General features: G+C 65.9%; 15 protein-coding genes. 8 read left to right on the forward strand and 7 right to left on the reverse strand.

What is annotated here, in order from left to right:
* Positions 1 to 50 precede the first annotated feature (50 nt).
* The 5 genes from glnL to BMY30_RS04765 all read left to right on the forward strand — a co-directional run bounded on the left by glnL (position 51) and on the right by BMY30_RS04765 (position 6,230).
* Positions 51 to 1,097, forward strand: coding sequence for a nitrogen regulation protein NR(II) (gene glnL, locus BMY30_RS04745; RefSeq protein ID WP_089711104.1), 1,047 nt, complete (start codon positions 51 to 53; stop codon positions 1,095 to 1,097).
* On the forward strand, positions 1,090 to 2,502 hold the full coding sequence (gene glnG, locus BMY30_RS04750; protein WP_089711106.1) for a nitrogen regulation protein NR(I): 1,413 nt from the start codon (positions 1,090 to 1,092) through the stop codon (positions 2,500 to 2,502). The genes glnL and glnG overlap by 8 nt, the downstream gene beginning before the upstream one ends.
* Before the next feature lie 171 nt (positions 2,503 to 2,673).
* Complete coding sequence (locus BMY30_RS04755; RefSeq protein ID WP_089711109.1) at positions 2,674 to 3,876, forward strand: CaiB/BaiF CoA transferase family protein; 1,203 nt, start codon at positions 2,674 to 2,676, stop codon at positions 3,874 to 3,876.
* Positions 3,877 to 4,090: 214 nt separating this feature from the next.
* Positions 4,091 to 5,440: a deoxyguanosinetriphosphate triphosphohydrolase gene (locus BMY30_RS04760; protein ID WP_089711111.1), complete on the forward strand. Its 1,350-nt coding sequence runs from the start codon at positions 4,091 to 4,093 to the stop codon at positions 5,438 to 5,440.
* A 1-nt stretch (position 5,441) separates the two neighbouring features.
* A complete protein-coding gene (locus tag BMY30_RS04765) occupies positions 5,442 to 6,230 on the forward strand; it encodes a ribonuclease T2 family protein (RefSeq protein WP_089711113.1) in 789 nt (262 codons plus the stop codon).
* Here the strand turns inward: BMY30_RS04765 and BMY30_RS04770 are convergent, their stop codons facing one another.
* The gene (locus BMY30_RS04770; protein WP_089711115.1) at positions 6,231 to 7,142 is read right to left on the reverse strand and encodes a nuclease-related domain-containing protein; all 912 of its coding nucleotides are present in this window, start codon (positions 7,140 to 7,142) and stop codon (positions 6,231 to 6,233) included.
* Between the two features lie 94 nt (positions 7,143 to 7,236).
* Between BMY30_RS04770 and BMY30_RS04775 the strand changes: the two genes are divergently transcribed.
* Positions 7,237 to 8,115, forward strand: a complete 879-nt coding sequence (locus BMY30_RS04775; protein ID WP_089711117.1) for an NAD-dependent protein deacetylase — start codon at positions 7,237 to 7,239, stop codon at positions 8,113 to 8,115.
* Here BMY30_RS04775 and BMY30_RS04780 read toward each other — a convergent pair.
* Positions 8,096 to 8,470, reverse strand: a complete 375-nt coding sequence (locus tag BMY30_RS04780; RefSeq protein ID WP_089711118.1) for a translation initiation factor Sui1 — start codon at positions 8,468 to 8,470, stop codon at positions 8,096 to 8,098. The genes BMY30_RS04775 and BMY30_RS04780 overlap by 20 nt on opposite strands.
* Positions 8,471 to 8,577: 107 nt before the next feature.
* Entirely contained in the window at positions 8,578 to 9,261 is a 684-nt protein-coding gene (locus tag BMY30_RS04785; RefSeq protein WP_089711121.1) for an HAD family hydrolase, read from the reverse strand.
* 214 nt (positions 9,262 to 9,475) lie between these two features.
* On the opposite strand from BMY30_RS04785, the gene BMY30_RS04790 reads away from it, so the two are divergent.
* The gene (locus tag BMY30_RS04790) at positions 9,476 to 9,859 is read left to right on the forward strand and encodes a DUF6394 family protein (protein ID WP_089711123.1); all 384 of its coding nucleotides are present in this window, start codon (positions 9,476 to 9,478) and stop codon (positions 9,857 to 9,859) included.
* Positions 9,860 to 9,925: 66 nt separating this feature from the next.
* Positions 9,926 to 11,662, forward strand: a complete 1,737-nt coding sequence (locus tag BMY30_RS04795; protein WP_089711125.1) for a potassium channel family protein — start codon at positions 9,926 to 9,928, stop codon at positions 11,660 to 11,662.
* 82 nt (positions 11,663 to 11,744) lie between these two features.
* On the opposite strand, the gene BMY30_RS04800 is transcribed toward BMY30_RS04795, so the two are convergent.
* The 4 genes from BMY30_RS04800 to BMY30_RS04815 form a co-directional block, all read right to left on the reverse strand.
* The gene (locus BMY30_RS04800; protein WP_089711127.1) at positions 11,745 to 12,773 is read right to left on the reverse strand and encodes a sodium:calcium antiporter; all 1,029 of its coding nucleotides are present in this window, start codon (positions 12,771 to 12,773) and stop codon (positions 11,745 to 11,747) included.
* 24 nt (positions 12,774 to 12,797) lie between these two features.
* A complete protein-coding gene (gene fba, locus BMY30_RS04805) occupies positions 12,798 to 13,862 on the reverse strand; it encodes a class II fructose-bisphosphate aldolase (RefSeq protein WP_089711129.1) in 1,065 nt (354 codons plus the stop codon).
* Between the two features lie 86 nt (positions 13,863 to 13,948).
* Entirely contained in the window at positions 13,949 to 15,115 is a 1,167-nt protein-coding gene (locus BMY30_RS04810) for a phosphoglycerate kinase (protein ID WP_089711131.1), read from the reverse strand.
* A gap of 37 nt (positions 15,116 to 15,152) precedes the next feature.
* Positions 15,153 to 16,217, reverse strand: coding sequence for a type I glyceraldehyde-3-phosphate dehydrogenase (locus tag BMY30_RS04815; RefSeq protein ID WP_089711132.1), 1,065 nt, complete (start codon positions 16,215 to 16,217; stop codon positions 15,153 to 15,155).
* Between the last annotated feature and the right edge of the window lie 16 nt (positions 16,218 to 16,233).

Below are 16,233 nucleotides of genomic sequence, written 5' to 3' on the forward strand. Positions count from 1 at the left end.
TGAGAGTGCCTCCCGAGGGAGGCCACAACCGGACCGGGCAGGACCTTTTCATGTACCAACGCTTGATGGAACACCTCACCACGGCGGTGCTGCTGCTCGACGGCGAGCTGCGGCTGCGCTGGATGAATCCGGCCGCCGAGGCGCTGCTGGCGATCAGCCTGAGTCGCCTCAAGGGGCTGCCTCTGCCATCCCTGGTGGACGGTGGGAAGGAAATCGGCGAGCTGCTGGCCAAGGCTCGCGACGAATTTCACCCTTTCACCCAACGCGAGGCGCGCCTGACCCTGGCCACTGGCGAGATGCTGACCGTGGACTACACCGTCTCACCGCTTTCACCCGACGAGCTGCTGCTGGAGGTGGAGCCCCGTGATCGGCTGCTGCGCATCTCCAGGGAAGAAGCGCTGCAGACCCGCCAGGAGACCATCAAGGTACTCGCACGGGGCCTGGCCCACGAGGTCAAGAATCCACTGGGCGGTATCCGCGGCGCGGCCCAGCTACTGGAGCGTGACCTCGACGATCCCGGCCTGCAGGAGTTCACCCATATCATCATCGAAGAGGTCGACCGGCTGCGTGATCTGGTCGATTCCATGTTGGGGCCCAACCGGGTGATACGCCACGAGCCACTCAATATCCACAAGGTACTGGAGCGGGTCCGCGCTCTGCTGATCGTCGAGCATCCGGGCGTTTGGATCAAGCGCGACTATGATCCCAGCTTGCCGGACCTGTCCGGTGATGAATCGCAGCTGATCCAGGCCGTGCTCAACGTGGCGCGCAATGCGGTGGAGGCCATGACCGAGGCTGGCATTGCCTCGCCGAGGCTCACGCTGTGCACCCGGGCCCGCCGCCAGTTCACCCTGGGGGCCGAGTGCCACCGGCTGGTCTGTGAGGTGGCGATTGTCGACAACGGCCCGGGCATTCCTGCGTCGCTGCGCGAGACCCTCTTCTACCCCATGGTTTCCGGGCGTGCCGAGGGCAGTGGCCTGGGGCTCTCCATCGCGCAGTCGATCCTGCACCAGCACCATGGGCTGATCGAGTGCGTGTCCGAACCCGGCCATACCCAATTCCGACTGCTGATTCCGCTGGAGAAGCGCCATGACTGATGTCGCACGCGTGGTGGTCGTCGACGACGATCGCGCCATTCGCTGGGTGCTGGAGCGTGCCCTGGCCCAGCCCGACCTCGAGGTCGAGACCCTCGCTCGGGCCGATGGAGCCTTGGAGCGCCTGCTCGAGGCGCCGCCGGACGTGCTGGTCACCGATATCCGTATGCCAGGAATCGACGGCCTGGACTTGATGGCCAAGGTACGCGAGGTTCATCCGGAACTGCCGGTGATCGTGATGACGGCCCATTCCGACCTCGACAGTGCCGTGGCCTCCTATCAGGGTGGCGCCTTCGAGTATCTGCCCAAGCCCTTCGACGTCGACGAGGCACTGGCCTTGGTGCGCCGTGCTGTAGCTCACGCCCGTGAGCGCCAGCGACCGGTCAGCGTGCCCGAGGGACTCGATACCGAGATCATCGGCGAGGCGCCGGCCATGCAGGAGGTGTTCCGCGCCATCGGCCGGCTGTCGCACTCGCACATCACCGTGCTGATCAACGGCGAGTCGGGGACCGGCAAGGAACGCGTCGCCCAGGCGCTGCACCAGCACAGCCCGCGGGCCGGCAAGCCGTTCATCGCCCTGAACATGGCGGCAATTCCCAAGGACCTGATCGAGTCGGAGCTGTTCGGCCACGAGAAGGGCGCCTTCACCGGTGCGACCGCCCAGCGCCAGGGCCGCTTCGAGCAGGCCGATGACGGCACTCTGTTCCTCGACGAGATCGGGGACATGCCCGCCGAGACCCAGACCCGCCTGCTGCGGGTGCTCGCCGACGGCGAGTTCTACCGGGTGGGGGGCCATACCTCCGTGAAGGTGGACGTCAGGATCATTGCCGCCACCCACCAGAACCTGGAGACCCTGGTGGAAGACGGGCGCTTCCGCGAGGACCTCTTCCACCGCCTCAATGTCATTCGCGTTCATCTGCCGAAGCTGGCCGAACGACGCGAGGACATCCCGCGGCTGGCGCGCCACTTCCTGGCCGAGGCGGCCAAGGAGCTCGCCACCGACGTCAAGGTGCTGACCCCCGAGGCAGAGACACACTTCACCCGACTGCCCTGGCCAGGCAATGTCCGCCAGTTGGAGAACACCTGTCGCTGGCTGACGGTGATGGCCTCCGGCCGCGAGGTGCTGGTCGAGGACCTGCCGCAGGAGCTGCGTGACCCCGGCGCCACTGTGGGCAATAACGGTGACTGGCGCACCGCCTTCCGCGACTGGGCCGACCGGGCGCTGGCCGCTGGCCACACCCACCTGCTCGAAGAGGCAGTACCGGACTTCGAGCGCATCCTGATCGAGACAGCGCTCAAGCACACCGGGGGACGCAAGGGTGAGGCCGCCGAGCTGTTGGGCTGGGGGCGCAACACATTGACGCGCAAACTCAAGATGCTGCTGCCGGCATTGGCGGAGGGGGAGTGAGTCTTGCGGGGCTAGGACGAAAGGCGGATTGTTGATCGCGCTGTGACTGCCGTAGCGTCACCATTGTATAAGCAATCTTTCATTCACAGGTTTCCTCATGCCCGCTACTCCAGAAATTCCGCCGTCGCATCTCCACTTCGGTGACGTGGACACGGCGCTGGGGTGATATCCATGGCAACCTTCGACTCCCAGACATCGGGTTCACTGGCCGGCATTCGCGTCATTGACCTGACCCGCGTCATCTCCGGACCCTTCTGCACCCAGATCCTCGGCGATCATGGCGCCGACGTGATCAAGATCGAGCCGCCGGGAAAGGGCGACGTGGTACGCAGCCAGGGCAATATGGTCAATGGCGAGAGCTGGTACTTCGCCCAGTTCAATCGCAACAAGCGTTCGCTCACCCTCGACCTGCGCAGCGAGGACGGCAAGCGGATCCTGCATCGCCTGCTGGAGGAGGCCGATGTCCTGGTGGAGAACTTCCGACCAGGGGTGCTGGGCAAGATGGGGCTGGATGACGATACCCTGCGCGAGCGCTTTCCGCGTCTGGTAGTGGGGCGCATCAACGGCTTCGGCTCCACTGGCCCCTATCGCGACCGTCCCGCCTACGACTTCATCGCCCAGGCCATGAGCGGCTTCATGGGCGTGAATGGCCCGGCCGACGGTGAGCCCATGCGGGCGGCACCGCCCATCAGCGATATGGTAGCCAGCCAGAACCTGGCCTTCGGCATCTGCGCGGCCCTGGTGCGTCGTGCTGCCACCGGCCAGGGCGACATCGTCGAGACGGCGCTGACCAACGGGTTGATCGCCATGATGGGCTACCTGGCCGCCGAGTTCTTCGCCACCGAGCGCGTGCCGGCGCGCACCGGCAACGACCACCCCATGCTCTACCCCTATGGGCTGTTCAAGGCCAGCGACGGTGAAGTGGCCATCGCCCCCAGCAATGACGCCATGGTGGAGCGCTTTCTCGGTGCCCTGGACAATCTGCACCTGCTCGAGGACGAGCGCTTCGCCGACAATGCACGGAGAATGGCCAACCGCAATGCCCTGCGCGAGATCCTCAACGGGGTGACCGAAACACGCGGGGTAGATGAATGGATCGAGCACCTCAATCGCGCCGGGGTGCCGTGCGGGAGGGTGCAGGACCTGCGCGAGACCTTCGCCGACCCTCAGGTGCAGGCTCAGGAGATGCGCCTGGAGCTAGAGCAGGATTCCGGTCGGGTTCCAGTGACCGGTTTTCCCGTCAAGATGCGCGAGGCGCCGGCGATGCTCTACCATTCGGTGCCACGTCTCGGCGAGCACACTAACCAGCTACTCGAAGAGCTGGGGCTGACCGAGAGCGAAGTGGATGACCTGGCCTCGCGGGGAGTGATCTGAGCTACCCTGCACAGCCCGAGGTGATCGATATGCCGGGCGGGGGTGGGCTCCGTGGCCTTCGCAAACGTCGAGAGCAACCGAGCCGGCGCAAGCAACCTGATCGTCGCTGGCCTCGTCTACTCCTGGATGCTTCGGAGCCACCTGCCATAGGTCGTCAGGACTGGGCGGCGGCGGCGGCGGCTGCCAGAATGGGCGATCCAAGGAGAGAATGCCCATGACGCAGATGAGCTGGGAGCGGTTGCTCGACCCGGGCCGCCTGCACGACCGGCGCGACGAGCGACCCGGCGGAGGTCGTGACGAGATCGGCCGCAGCCCCTTCCACAAGGATCACGATCGCATCGTCTTCGCCGGCTCCTTCCGGCGCCTGGGGCGCAAGACCCAGGTCCACCCGTTGACTGACAACGACCATATCCACACCCGGCTGACCCACTCCCTGGAGGTAGGCTGTGTGGGGCGCTCGCTGGGCATGATCGTCGGTGAGCGGCTCAGCGGTCGCCTGCCCGAGTGGATTACGCCGGCGGACCTGGGCGTCATCGTCCAGGCCGCCTGCCTGGGTCACGATATCGGCAACCCGCCCTTCGGCCATGCCGGCGAGTACGCCATCCGTGACTGGTTCGCCCGCGCCGCAGTCGACAGCAACGGTCTGTTGGAAGGGCTCTCGGCGCCCGAGCGCCAGGACCTGCTGACCTACGAGGGCAACGCCCAGGGCTTTCGCATCGTCACCCAGGTGGAATACAACCAGTTCCGCGGCGGCATGCGCCTTACCACGGCAACCCTGGGTACCCTGCTCAAGTACCCCTGGACCGTGGAGCACGGCGGCGCGGCGGGGAAGTTCGGCTGCTACCAGAGCGAGCGCAAGTTGCTGGTCGAGGTGGCCGAGCGGCTGGGCCTGCTGCCCCGCGGCGAAGGGCGCTGGTGCCGCCACCCGCTGGCCTGGCTGGTAGAGGCCGCCGACGATATCTGCTATGCGCTGCTCGACCTGGAGGATGGCCTCGAGATGGGCATCCTGCGCTTTGAAGAGGTCACCGAGATCCTGATCCAGATTGCCGGTGGGGAGCCTGCCGACTATGCCTCCATGCAGCGCGATGGAGTTTCCCAGCGGCGGCGCATCGCCGCCCTGCGCGGCGCGGCCATGGAACGAGCGGTGAACGACGTGGGCGCGGTCTTTGTGCAGCACGAGGCCGAATTGCTGGGTGGGCGCCTCAAGGATGACCTGCTGGAGCTCTGCCATCCAGACCTGGGCTGGGGGGTGAAGGCGGCCAAGCAGTTGGCCCGTGAGCGCATCTTCCAGAACGAGCGCAAGGCCAAGCTGGAGATCGGTGCCCATACCACCTTGGGCATCCTGCTTGAGGCCTTTATCGGCGCGGCCCACGAGCTTCACCATACCGGTCGCTCCACCTTCAAGCATCAGCGGGTACTGGTACTGGTCGGCGAGAATACCCCGCGGCCCTCCTGGAGCCTCTACGATAGCTACCGTCGCATGCTCGACTTCATCGGCGGCATGACCGATCACTACGCCGTGGACCTGGCCCAGGAAATGGGCGGCCGGCTGCGGGGGGACTGAAATGACGAAATGGCGTGCCACGACTGCTGGTTGGCAGGGGATGCTGCTCGGGCTGTTGCTGGCGGCCTTCTCCTCCTTGGCCGCGGATCCCCTCGAACGCCTCAAGGGGGAGGGCTTCGACCACTACACCCTGGCGCTGACTTGGCACCCCGGCTTCTGCGAGAGTCGCTCGCGCCCGCCGCGGGAGTGTCGTGAATCGTCCTTGTACGAGCTAGCCGACCGGGGCTTCGTGCTCCACGGCCTGTGGCCCTCGCTGCCCATGCGTTTCGCCGAGCGTGGGGTCGATCGGCGCCGCTGGTGGCGTGAGGGCTGCTTCCTCGAGACACCCCGGCCCGACGGCAGCTTCTGCCGCGCCCATCCGACCCTCGACCTGCCGGAGACACTGGACGATGCGTTGGATACCGCCATGCCGGGCCGCGCCAGTTGCCTGGGGCGCTACCAGTATGCCAAGCACGCCGCCTGCCTGGCGTTGCCCGAGGTGGGATACTTCGCGGCATCGGTCGCCCTGGTTGAGGTGGTTAACGAGAGTGCCTTCGGTGCCTTCGTGACCCTCAATCAGGGCGGGGAAGTGGAGCGTAACGCGCTGATCGACGCCTTCGAGGTGGCCTTTGGTGAGAAGGCCGGCCGGGCGCTGCGGCTGGAGTGTGGCGGGCGCGGCAATCGTCTGCTCACCGAGGTGCGCATCGGCATCGACGCAGAACGCCTGGCGGACTTCCCGGCAGCCGAGAGCCTGGTGCGCCAGGATCGTGGCCATTGTGCGACTCGAGTGCGGATCGCCACCTTCGACTGATCAGACCGAGGGGGCCGCCAGAGGCGGCAGGTCCAGCAGGCTGACGCGATGGCTCAGCGCCTTGATGACGGTGTCGTGGGTAGCAGCGTCGATCCCGCCTAGCCGGGTCGCGGTGAGCCGGCTTGCCAGATCGTTGCCACCGACCACCAGCAGGTCGTCCGGTGCCTGGGTGATGTCGATCTCCCAGCCGGGCAAGGCCAGCACACCCTTGACCGGCAACGGACTGCCGACCTGGCGTTCGAGCCAAGCGTTCAGCCAGCGTGTGGCCTGGCGGGTCTTGCGCAGCGGCCGGTGCTCGCTCCAGCCCGGGAAGCGCAAGCGATCCGGCTCCACGGCAACCAGGTTGACCTCGCGGCCGCCGGGCGTGATGGCGGGGGTGCGGCCGCGGGTCTCGACCACGAAGATACCGTGAGGAGTGACCGCCACGTGATCGATGGTATAGCCATCGCCGGGTACGTCGTGGAAAACGAAATAAGGGTGCGCCTCGGGACGGATCAGGCGCTCGAGCTCCTGGCCCACGGCGAGTTCGCAGGCCAGGCCCAACTTGAGCCGACGAATGCGCTGGAAATCACGGATCAGCAGGAAGCAGAACACCAGCGCCAGCAAAGTGCAGAGCGCCCCGTAGAGCGCCCACTCGATCCAGTCCTGCTCGCTGGAAAAGAGCATGCGACCCATGCCGTAGACCAGCGGCGCCAGGGTGACGATGGGCCCCAGGGCGCCGTCGAGGAAGAGGCCGGCGAAGGCGCGGTCGAGGCGGTCGCGCAGGGCCTGTCCGGGTTCGCGCAGCGGGTGGGCGTCGAAGGGCGAGCGCACTCGGGCATCGTGCAGGTTGCGCAGCGCCATCACGATCACCGCAGTGGCCGCCAGCGGGAACAGGAAGATCAGCGGGAGCAGGTATTCCAGCCAGGCCATCGGGATTCCTTGCCCTGAGGGAGAGTGCTCATTCTAGACAACCTGCCCCTCGTGGGGCCATGCTCTTTCGGCGTGAGGGGTGAGGAGAGCGAGTGTGGAGCAGGTTCTAAGTGATACTTCCGGAAATCTCGAGGCGCTCGCCGCCTTCTTCGAGCGGCATCCGCGCTCGGTCGTGCTCACCGGCGCGGGCATCAGCACCGCCAGTGGCATTCCCGACTACCGTGACGACCGCGGCGACTGGAAGCGCCCACCGCCCATGCAGCACCAGGTGTTCATGGCCAGTCACGCGGCGCGACAGCGCTATTGGGCTCGGGCCCTGGTAGGCTTTCGCGCCCTGCAGGATGCCAGGCCCAATGCGGCTCATACGGCCCTGGCGCGGCTCGAGGCGCTGGGCCATGTCAGCGGGGTGATCACCCAGAACGTCGATGGCCTGCATCAGCGGGCCGGCTCACGGCGGGTGATCGACCTGCATGGCCGTGCCGACATGGTGCGCTGCATGGGCTGCGGTGCCCGGCGCATGCGCCATGACCTGCATGCCGAGCTGGCCGCCCGTAACCCGCACTGGCTGGAAGCTGGCGCACGGGCGGGCCCGGACGGCGACGCGGACCTCGAGGCTGACTTCTCGGGGTTCCAGGTGACCGATTGCACGCGCTGCGGCGATGGCATTTGGAAGCCCGACGTGGTGTTCTTCGGCGATAGCGTGCCGCGTACCACCGTGGAGGACGCCTTCGCCCTGCTGGCCGAAAGCGATGCGCTGCTGGTGGTGGGCTCCTCGTTGATGGTCTTCTCTGGCTTCCGCTTCGCCCGGGAGGCGGCGCGCCAGGGCCAGCCCATTGCCTGTCTCAACCTCGGCCGCACCCGGGCCGATGAGCTCTATGCACTGAAGGTACAGGGTCCAGCCGAATCCCTGGAATCCCTGTGCGGGATGCTGGAGGGCGGCTCGCCGTCGGAACTCATCCGCCGGCCAGCTTGACGCGGTAGCCTCGCTTCTCGAGCTCGTCCTTGAGCAGCTCACGGTGGTCGCCCTGGATCTCGACAACGCCTTCCTTCACCGCCCCGCCGGTGCCGCAGCGCTTCTTCAGCGCCTTGGCCAGGGCCTTGAGCTCGGTTGCGGAGAGCGGGACGCCCTCGATGGTGGTCACGCCCTTGCCCTTGCGGCCGCTGGTCTCGCGGCGAATGCGCACGATGCCGTCCAACTCGGCCAGGCGGGCCTGTTCGGCCTGCTGGGCACAGTTGCACTCGGCCAGGGGATGGCGGCAGTCCGGGCAGGTGTCGCCATGGTCGGTGGAGTAGACCAGGCCGCCGAGCTGGTCCTTCAGGGATGCCATGTCGGCCTCCTCGTATTCGAGATTTTCCGAGCAATGATAGCCCTGCCGTGGGCGGTCTGCATCTGCAGTCGCTATCCACAGTCAGTGGGCTGAAGGGGCGGTGGATATCAGGCGTGGGTGGCCAGGGCGCGACTGCGCTCCAGATGGCGGATCACCGTGGGTAGCTGGAACATGTTGCTGATCATGATGGCCCCCTCCGGTGTCTCTTCTACGTCAGGGAAGCGGTTGAGGTGAATCACCGTCATGCCGGCGGCCAGGGCGCCCCTGACGCCCACCAGGGCATCGTCGATAACCACGCACTCCTCGGGTGTGAAGCCCATCAGGCTGGCGGCATGGCGGAACAGGCAGGGGTCGGGCTTCCAGCAGTTGGCCGTGTAGGCGCTGAACAGGCGATTACCGAACACCTCGCCGAGCCCGGTGGCCTCGAGCGAGGTGCGGATCTTGTTCTCGGGGCCATTGGAGACCACCCCCATGGGATGGCCGGCGAGGGCGGCCAGCGCCTCGGTGGCGCCATCGATGGGAATGAGCTCGGTGGCCAGGCGACGGTTGAGGTTGGACCGCATGCGACACTCGAGGGGGTCGAGCTGCTCGGGATCCACGCTGCCGTGGCGGCGCTCCAGCTCGGCAACGATATGGCGAAAGCGGGCCCCGCGAAACTCCCCCATGTAGTCGCTGGCCTGGAAGGGCAGGCCGGCGTCGGTCAGGCTGGACGACATCTCGTCGGCGAGCAGCGGCTCGCTGTCGACCAGGGTGCCGTCACAATCGAAGAGCAGGCAGAGGGGGCGTGCCATCACCGGGCCTCACGAGGAATCAAAACGTTATAAGCTCATTGTTACAGATGTCGGATCTTCCTGCCCAATATTAAAGCTCAGTTTCACTGTTTTGTGAACACTGTTCTTCAATATCGGGAGACCGGTCGTTACCGAGTCCGTCATGGTGGTGGCGTTCGCGGTCACTGCAGGCCCATGCCTATACTGACGGCGCGCCTCGGCCAGGAGCAGGCCCATGAATTTCGAACGTGTCGTATTCGGTTTTTTCATCATCCTCACCCTTAGCCTCAATGTCGCCTTCGTCGCGGGCGGCCTCGAGACGGCCGCACACCACAATGTCTGGGTTCTCACCCTCGCCATCATCGTCAACCTGGTCGCGATCGGCCTGAAATTGGGAGATCGCTCCCAGACCGGGGCGTTGCTGTTGGCGTCAGGTCTGGTTGCCGGCCTCCTGCTGATCACGGCGCGCGTCGTCTGGATCGTCGCGGAGCCCGCTGGCGGGGGCGGGCCGGGGCCTGCAGGAATGGCTGATATCGTCTCGATCGCAACGGGCGCGCTGGTCGCGAATATCATCGCGACGATGATCCTGGTCGGCGATACGCTGCTCTCGCGGCGTTAGCAAGGTGCCCAGGTTGGTTCAGCATGGCAGTCTCGATCCGGGACAGGCAGAGGGAGGATTGAACGCGTGACGCAGACTTCCGATCTCGACCGTGTGGCGATGATCGTCCTGCGCTACATGCGCCGGCCGCTGTTCGCCCTGCTGGCCGTCTATTCGATCGGCATCATGGGCATGGCCCTGATGCCCGGCCAGGTCGTCGATGGTCAGACGACGTACATGAATCTCTTCCACGCCTTCTATTTCTTCACCTACACGGCCACCACGACCGGTTTCGGTGAACTGCCGAACGGCTTCAGCGACGAGCAGCGCCTGTGGACGATCTTCTGCCTCTATACCGGTGTTTTTGCGTGGTTCTACGCGGTCGGGTCCCTTATCAGCCTGTTCCAGCACCCGCATTTCATTCAGGCCATGGACAGGTTCCGGTTCGCCCGCAAGGTCGAGGGCAACGTGGAACCTTTCATCATCCTCTGCGGTTTCGGCGATACCGGCAGCCTGCTTGCCCGTGGCCTGAGCGACCACCAAATGCGTGCGGTGATACTCGATTTCGACCCCGAACGCATCAAGGCACTGGGCGTGCGCGATTACACGGTGGCGATGCCGGGACTCCATGCGGACGCCAGCGCGCCGAAACATCTGCTCGCCGCAGGCGTGGATCATGATGCCTGCCGCGCAGTCGTGGCGCTGACCAACGATGACGACGTCAATCTCAAAATCGCGGTGATGGCACGGCACTTGAACCCGCGGCTCAAGGTCATCTGCCGGTCGACCTCGGCGCGCCACGAGGCCAATCTGCGGGCGCTGGACAATGTGACGGTCGTCGATCCGTTCGAGATCTTCGCCCAACTCGTCTACTGGGCAATCGCACGCCCCGAGCTGCACAACCTCAATGCGTGGTTGGTGGGCACACATGGCGTCGAACTCGGGGTGCCGGTAAACGTGCCGCGAGGCGACTGGATTCTGTGCGGGTACGGACGGATGGGACATTGGATCGAACGCTGCCTTCAGGCCCATGGCGTCGGCTTACGGATCATCGATCCGGAAGTGGACCCCGAAATGGCCGGAGAAGGTACGGTCAAGGTCAAGGCGCACGCCGATCATTCGGCCCTGGTAAACGCGGGAATCGACGATGCAGCCGGTGTCGTCGCCGCCACGAATCGTGATTCCGACAATCTCAGTACGCTGTTGTCGGTTACCGAGCTCAACCCGGATGCGTTCCGCATCGTGCGCCAGAACAGTCACGAAAACCAGGTCGCGTTCGATGCCGCTCGGGCCGACCTGGTCCTCCAGCACAGCCTGACGACGGCGCGCCGCATCCTGAAATTGCTGATCTCGCCTCTTATCCAGGAACTGATCGAGTGGCTCGCGCAACGCGAACCGGGCCGAACAGAAGCCTTGGTGGCTCGTCTGCAGGCGGCCGTGGGTGAGGAACCCCCGCATCTGTGGTCGGTCAGGCTGGTCCCACACGAAGCGCCGGCGGTGACCGATTATCTGGATGCTGGAGGAGCGGTGGTGTTGGGTGCGCTGTGCCGCGACGCCCGTTCGCTTCCGGAAGGGCTCCCGTGTGAAGCGCTCGCCGTTCGCCGGGTGGGCAAATCTATCATGTTGCCGGGTAAGGATTTTCCGCTGGAGGTCGGTGACGAGCTGCTTTTCTGCAGTGTGCATCGGGTAGAGCCGATGCTGCAGGCGACACTGCATAATCCCTATACGCTGCGCTATGTCGTAACGGGGATCGATGAGCCTCGCGGGTACGTCTTCGCCTGGCTCGATGAGAAGCTAAGGCGTCGTCGCAACGATCGATCATAAGCCGAGCGGTCATCGGCCCCCGTCATGACCTTATTGGCCGCGTAAGCGCAACGATCTCGAAGATGATGGCGTGATGTTGGCCTCAGGGTGCCAGTAAAAGGGCGAGCACTCCGGCAAGGTAGCAGGCGATGATGCCGACGCTCTCGAAGCCGATGTGCGCTGGCCCCTGGCGTTGGCGGTGGAGCATGCCCACCAGCAGGATAGCCGTCATCAGTAGCGACAAGGCGACCCACAGCGACACCTGGTCGGGAATGGCGTGGTAGATTGAGCCGCCTCGATAGGCGATGTCCGAGGCCGCGACGAAGAGGGTGTCGAAGGCGTTGCCGCCAATGATGCCGGCCACGGCCAGGGTCAGGGCGCCACGGCGTACCGCGGCTATCGAGGTGACCAGCTCCGGCAGCGAGGTCACCACTGCCGTCATCAGCGCCCCCACCACCGACTGCCCGAGGCCGGTCTCTAAGGCGATCACTGCGGCAGAGCGCTCCAGCAGCCAGCCGCTCACGCCGAGCATTGCCGCCAGGGCCAGAAAAGAGAGCCAGAGCCGAGCCGCCGAGCGCTTCATGGATTGATCGTCGGGCACGTCGGGCTGGGTTTCCCGGGTCTGGGCGGGGCTCCACATGGGGTTGTCGCGGCTACGATCCACGAGGCGCAGGCCGAACAGGTAGACGATCACCAGCAGCGGCGTCACGGGGTGCACCTGCCACAGGGTCCACTCCGGGGCGAAGCGTCCCACCAGCACCAGCGACAGCAGGCACAGCAGCAAGCCGCCCTGAAGCATGTTGCCCAGGGAGGCGGCGGCGTGTTCCAGGTTGGCACGCCGGTGGGTGATGTCGGCGATGGTCAGGAACAGCGTCTGCACGGCGATGCCGCCCAGGGCGTTGCTCATCGCCAGGGTGGGACGATCGGCGAGCGCCGCCGAGATCGACACCACCAGTCCCGCCAGGGAGGTGGCCATGCCCAGCAGCAGGGCGCCGGCAATCGCCTCACCCAGGCCGGTACGGTCGGCGAGGTCATCGACGATGCCGGTCAGACGTGTCCCCACAACGCCGATCACCAGGGTGCAGCCGCCGAACAGCAGCAGGGCCAGGCCGAGCGACAGGTCGAGCATCATGCGCTCCTCATGGCGTACCCGGAATCAGCGTACCTTGGGATCGAGCTCGCCGCGCTCGTAGCGCAGGTACATCTCTTCCAGGTTGATCGGCGTGATCTTCGAGGCGTTGCCGGCGGTACCGAAGGCCTCGTAACGTGCCTTGCAGATCTCCTTCATGGCCGCAACGGTGGCCTTGAGGAACTTGCGCGGGTCGAACTCGTCAGGGTGCTCGGCCAGGAAGCGACGCACCGCGCCGGTGGAGGCCAGTCGCAGGTCGGTGTCGATATTGACCTTGCGTACGCCGTGCTTGATGCCCTCGACGATCTCCTCGACCGGCACGCCGTAGGTCTCGGGAATCCTGCCGCCGAACTCGTTGATCACCGCCAGCCACTCCTGGGGCACCGAAGAGGAGCCGTGCATCACCAGGTGGGTATCGGGGATGCGCGCGTGGATCTCCTTGATACGCTGGATGGAGAGGGTGTCGCCGGTGGGCGGACGGGTGAACTTGTAGGCGCCATGGCTGGTACCGATGGCGATGGCCAGGGCGTCCACCCCGGTCGCCTTGACGAAGTCGGCGGCCTCTTCCGGGTCGGTGAGCAGCTGGTCGTGATCCAGCTTGCCCTCGGCACCGATACCGTCCTCCTCGCCGGCCATGCCGGTCTCCAGGCTGCCCAGGCAGCCCAGCTCGCCCTCCACCGAGACGCCGCAGGCATGGGCCATCTCCACGGTGCGGCGGGTGACGTCGACGTTGTAGTCGTAGTCCATGGGGGTCTTGCCGTCCTCGCCCAGGGAGCCGTCCATCATCACTGAGGAGAAGCCCAGCTGGATGGAGCGCTGGCAGACGGCGGGGCTGGTGCCGTGGTCCTGGTGCATCACTACGGGGATGTGGGGGAACTCCTCCACGGCGGCCAGGATCAGGTGGCGCAGGAAGGGGGCGCCGGCGTACTTGCGGGCGCCGGCGGAGGCCTGGACGATCACCGGCGAGTCGGTCTCGTCGGCGGCCTCCATGATGGCGCGCATCTGCTCGAGGTTGTTGACGTTGAAGGCCGGCACGCCGTAGCCATGTTCGGCGGCGTGGTCCAGCAGCTGGCGCATGCTGATCAGAGCCATGGATTCACCTGTTGTGTATGAGTAAGTCTTGACGGCGCGGCCGCAACGGCCACGCCGATACAGTGGATATCGAGGATGCGAGTGCCTCAGCGGGCGGCGGCGTCTTCCAGTGCCTTCACCGCCGGCAGGGTCTTGCCTTCCACGTACTCGAGGAAGGCGCCGCCGCCGGTGGAGATGTAGGAGACACTCTCCTCGATGTCGTACTTGTCGATGGCGGCCAGGGTGTCGCCGCCGCCAGCGATGGAAAAGCCGTTGCTCTCGGCGATGGCCAGCGAGAGCGCCTCGGTGCCCTTGCCGAACTGATCGATCTCGAACACGCCCACCGGACCGTTCCAAAGGATGGTGCCGGCATCCTTGAGCAGGCCGCCCAGTCGGCCGGCGGTCTCCGGGCCGATGTCGAGGATCATCTCGTCGTCCTTCACCTGGTCGACCGGCTTGACCACGGCCTCGGCGGACTCAGAAAACTCGGTGGCCACCACCACATCAGAGGGCAGCGGGATCTCGACCCTCTCCATCAGCGCCTTGGCCTGATCGATCAGCTCACACTCGTACAATGACTTGCCGACGTTGTAACCGGCCGCGGCAATGAAGGTGTTGGCGATGCCGCCGCCGACGATCAGCTGGTCGCACTTCTCTGAGAGGGCGTTGAGCACCTCGAGCTTGGTGGAGACCTTGGAGCCGCCGACGATCGCGACCATGGGGCGTGCCGGGGTGGCGAGTGCCTTCTCCAGGGCGTCGAGCTCGGCGGCAAGAAGCGGGCCGGCGCAGGCGGTGGCGGCGAAGCGCGCCACGCCATGGGTGGAGGCCTGGGCGCGGTGGGCGGTGCCGAAGGCATCCATCACGAAGACGTCGCAGAGTGCTGCATACCGCTGCGAGAGCGCCTCGTCATCCTTCTTCTCGCCGCGATTGAAGCGCACGTTCTCCAGCAGCACCACCTCGCCGTCGGCGACATCGACCGCGCCGTCGAGGTAGTCTCGGACGAGTCGTACCGGGCGACCCAGCAGATCTCCGAGGCGCTCGGCTACCGGCGCCAGCGAGAACTCTTCGGCCGGCTCGCCTTCGGTGGGACGCCCCAGATGGCTCATCAGCATCACCCGGGCACCGGCCGCCAGAGCGGCTTGGATGGTTGGCACGCTGGCCCGCAGCCGAGCGTCGCTGGTCACCTTGCCGTGCTTGATGGGCACGTTCAGGTCCTCACGGATCAGCACCCGCTGGCCGTCGAGGTCGAGGTCGGTTATCTTGCGCACGTTCATGGAAGCAGGTTCCTCGTCTGGAGAAGCCGAAAGGACGTCATCTGTCGGGAATGTCGGATGGTGCCGGGGGCAGGGTGGCCAGATGCTGGGCGACATCGAGCATGCGGTTGGCGAATCCCCACTCGTTGTCGAACCAGCACAGCAGCTTGACCAGGCGGCCACCGGCCACCCGGGTCTGGGTGGCGTCCACGATACCCGAGCGCGGATCGTGGTTGAAGTCGACCGAGGCCACCGGCTCCTCGGTGTAGCCGAGCCGTCCCGAGAGTCGACCACGACTTGCCTCGGCCAGCAGGGCGTTGACGTCTTCTGCCGTGGTGTCCCGCCGCACGCAGATCGACAGGTCCATGGTCGAGACGTTGATGGTCGGTACCCGCACGTGCAGGCACTCGAAGCGCCCGGCCAGGTGGGGCATCAGGCGGTTGATGCCGCGGGCCAGGCTGGTGTCCACCGGTACGATGGAGTGCATCGCCGAGCGGGTCAGTCGCAGGTCGGTCTGATGGTAGGCGTCGATCACCGGCTGGTCGTTCATCGCCGAATGGATGGTGGTGGTCACGCCATGCTCGATCTCGAGCGCCTCGTCGAGCACGGTGAGCACCGGCACCAGGCAGTTGGTGGTGCAGGAGGCGGCGGAGATGATGCGGTGGTGCGAGGCCAGGGTATGGTCGTTGATGCCGCTGACGATGGTAGCATCGACGTCGCTCTCCGCGGGCTGCGAGAACAGCAGTCGCCCGGCGCCGGAGGCGAGATGCTGCTCGGCGGTGGCGCGGTCGCGAAAGCTGCCGGAGCACTCCAGCACCAGGTCGATGCCGAGCTCGGCCCAGGGCAGCTTCTCCGGGTCGGGTTCGCAGAGTACCCGGATGGTTCGGCCATTGACGATCAGCCGATCGCTCGCCACCTCCACGCTACCGGGAAAGCGGCCGTGGGTGGTGTCGTAGCGGGTCAGGTAGGCGATGGTGGCGAGATCAGAGAGCTCGTTGATCGCCACGATCTCCAGGGGCGGCTCACCGGGAGCGAGCTGGCGTGACGCCTCTGCCTCGACGAGGGCGCGCAGCACGCACTGGCCGATGCGGCCGTAGCCGTTGATGGCGATGCGAAGGGCCATGGGGATAACAGGGACT

It is taken from the genome of Halomonas daqiaonensis (genome assembly GCF_900109725.1).
Lineage (GTDB): Bacteria > Pseudomonadota > Gammaproteobacteria > Pseudomonadales > Halomonadaceae > Halomonas > Halomonas daqiaonensis.

Excerpts from the sequence above, each read along its gene's own strand:
- BMY30_RS04765 (WP_089711113.1), top strand. The coding sequence starts at position 5,442 with ATGACGAAATGGCGTGCCACGACTGCTGGTTGGCAGGGGATGCTGCTC.
- BMY30_RS04780 (WP_089711118.1), bottom strand. The coding sequence starts at position 8,470 with ATGGCATCCCTGAAGGACCAGCTCGGCGGCCTGGTCTACTCCACCGAC.
- BMY30_RS04785 (WP_089711121.1), bottom strand. The coding sequence starts at position 9,261 with ATGGCACGCCCCCTCTGCCTGCTCTTCGATTGTGACGGCACCCTGGTC.
- BMY30_RS04755 (WP_089711109.1), top strand. The coding sequence starts at position 2,674 with ATGGCAACCTTCGACTCCCAGACATCGGGTTCACTGGCCGGCATTCGC.
- BMY30_RS04770 (WP_089711115.1), bottom strand. The coding sequence starts at position 7,142 with ATGGCCTGGCTGGAATACCTGCTCCCGCTGATCTTCCTGTTCCCGCTG.
- glnL (WP_089711104.1), top strand. The coding sequence starts at position 51 with ATGTACCAACGCTTGATGGAACACCTCACCACGGCGGTGCTGCTGCTC.
- BMY30_RS04790 (WP_089711123.1), top strand. The coding sequence starts at position 9,476 with ATGAATTTCGAACGTGTCGTATTCGGTTTTTTCATCATCCTCACCCTT.
- BMY30_RS04815 (WP_089711132.1), bottom strand. The coding sequence starts at position 16,217 with ATGGCCCTTCGCATCGCCATCAACGGCTACGGCCGCATCGGCCAGTGC.
- BMY30_RS04800 (WP_089711127.1), bottom strand. The coding sequence starts at position 12,773 with ATGATGCTCGACCTGTCGCTCGGCCTGGCCCTGCTGCTGTTCGGCGGC.
- BMY30_RS04760 (WP_089711111.1), top strand. The coding sequence starts at position 4,091 with ATGACGCAGATGAGCTGGGAGCGGTTGCTCGACCCGGGCCGCCTGCAC.
- glnG (WP_089711106.1), top strand. The coding sequence starts at position 1,090 with ATGACTGATGTCGCACGCGTGGTGGTCGTCGACGACGATCGCGCCATT.
- fba (WP_089711129.1), bottom strand. The coding sequence starts at position 13,862 with ATGGCTCTGATCAGCATGCGCCAGCTGCTGGACCACGCCGCCGAACAT.
- BMY30_RS04810 (WP_089711131.1), bottom strand. The coding sequence starts at position 15,115 with ATGAACGTGCGCAAGATAACCGACCTCGACCTCGACGGCCAGCGGGTG.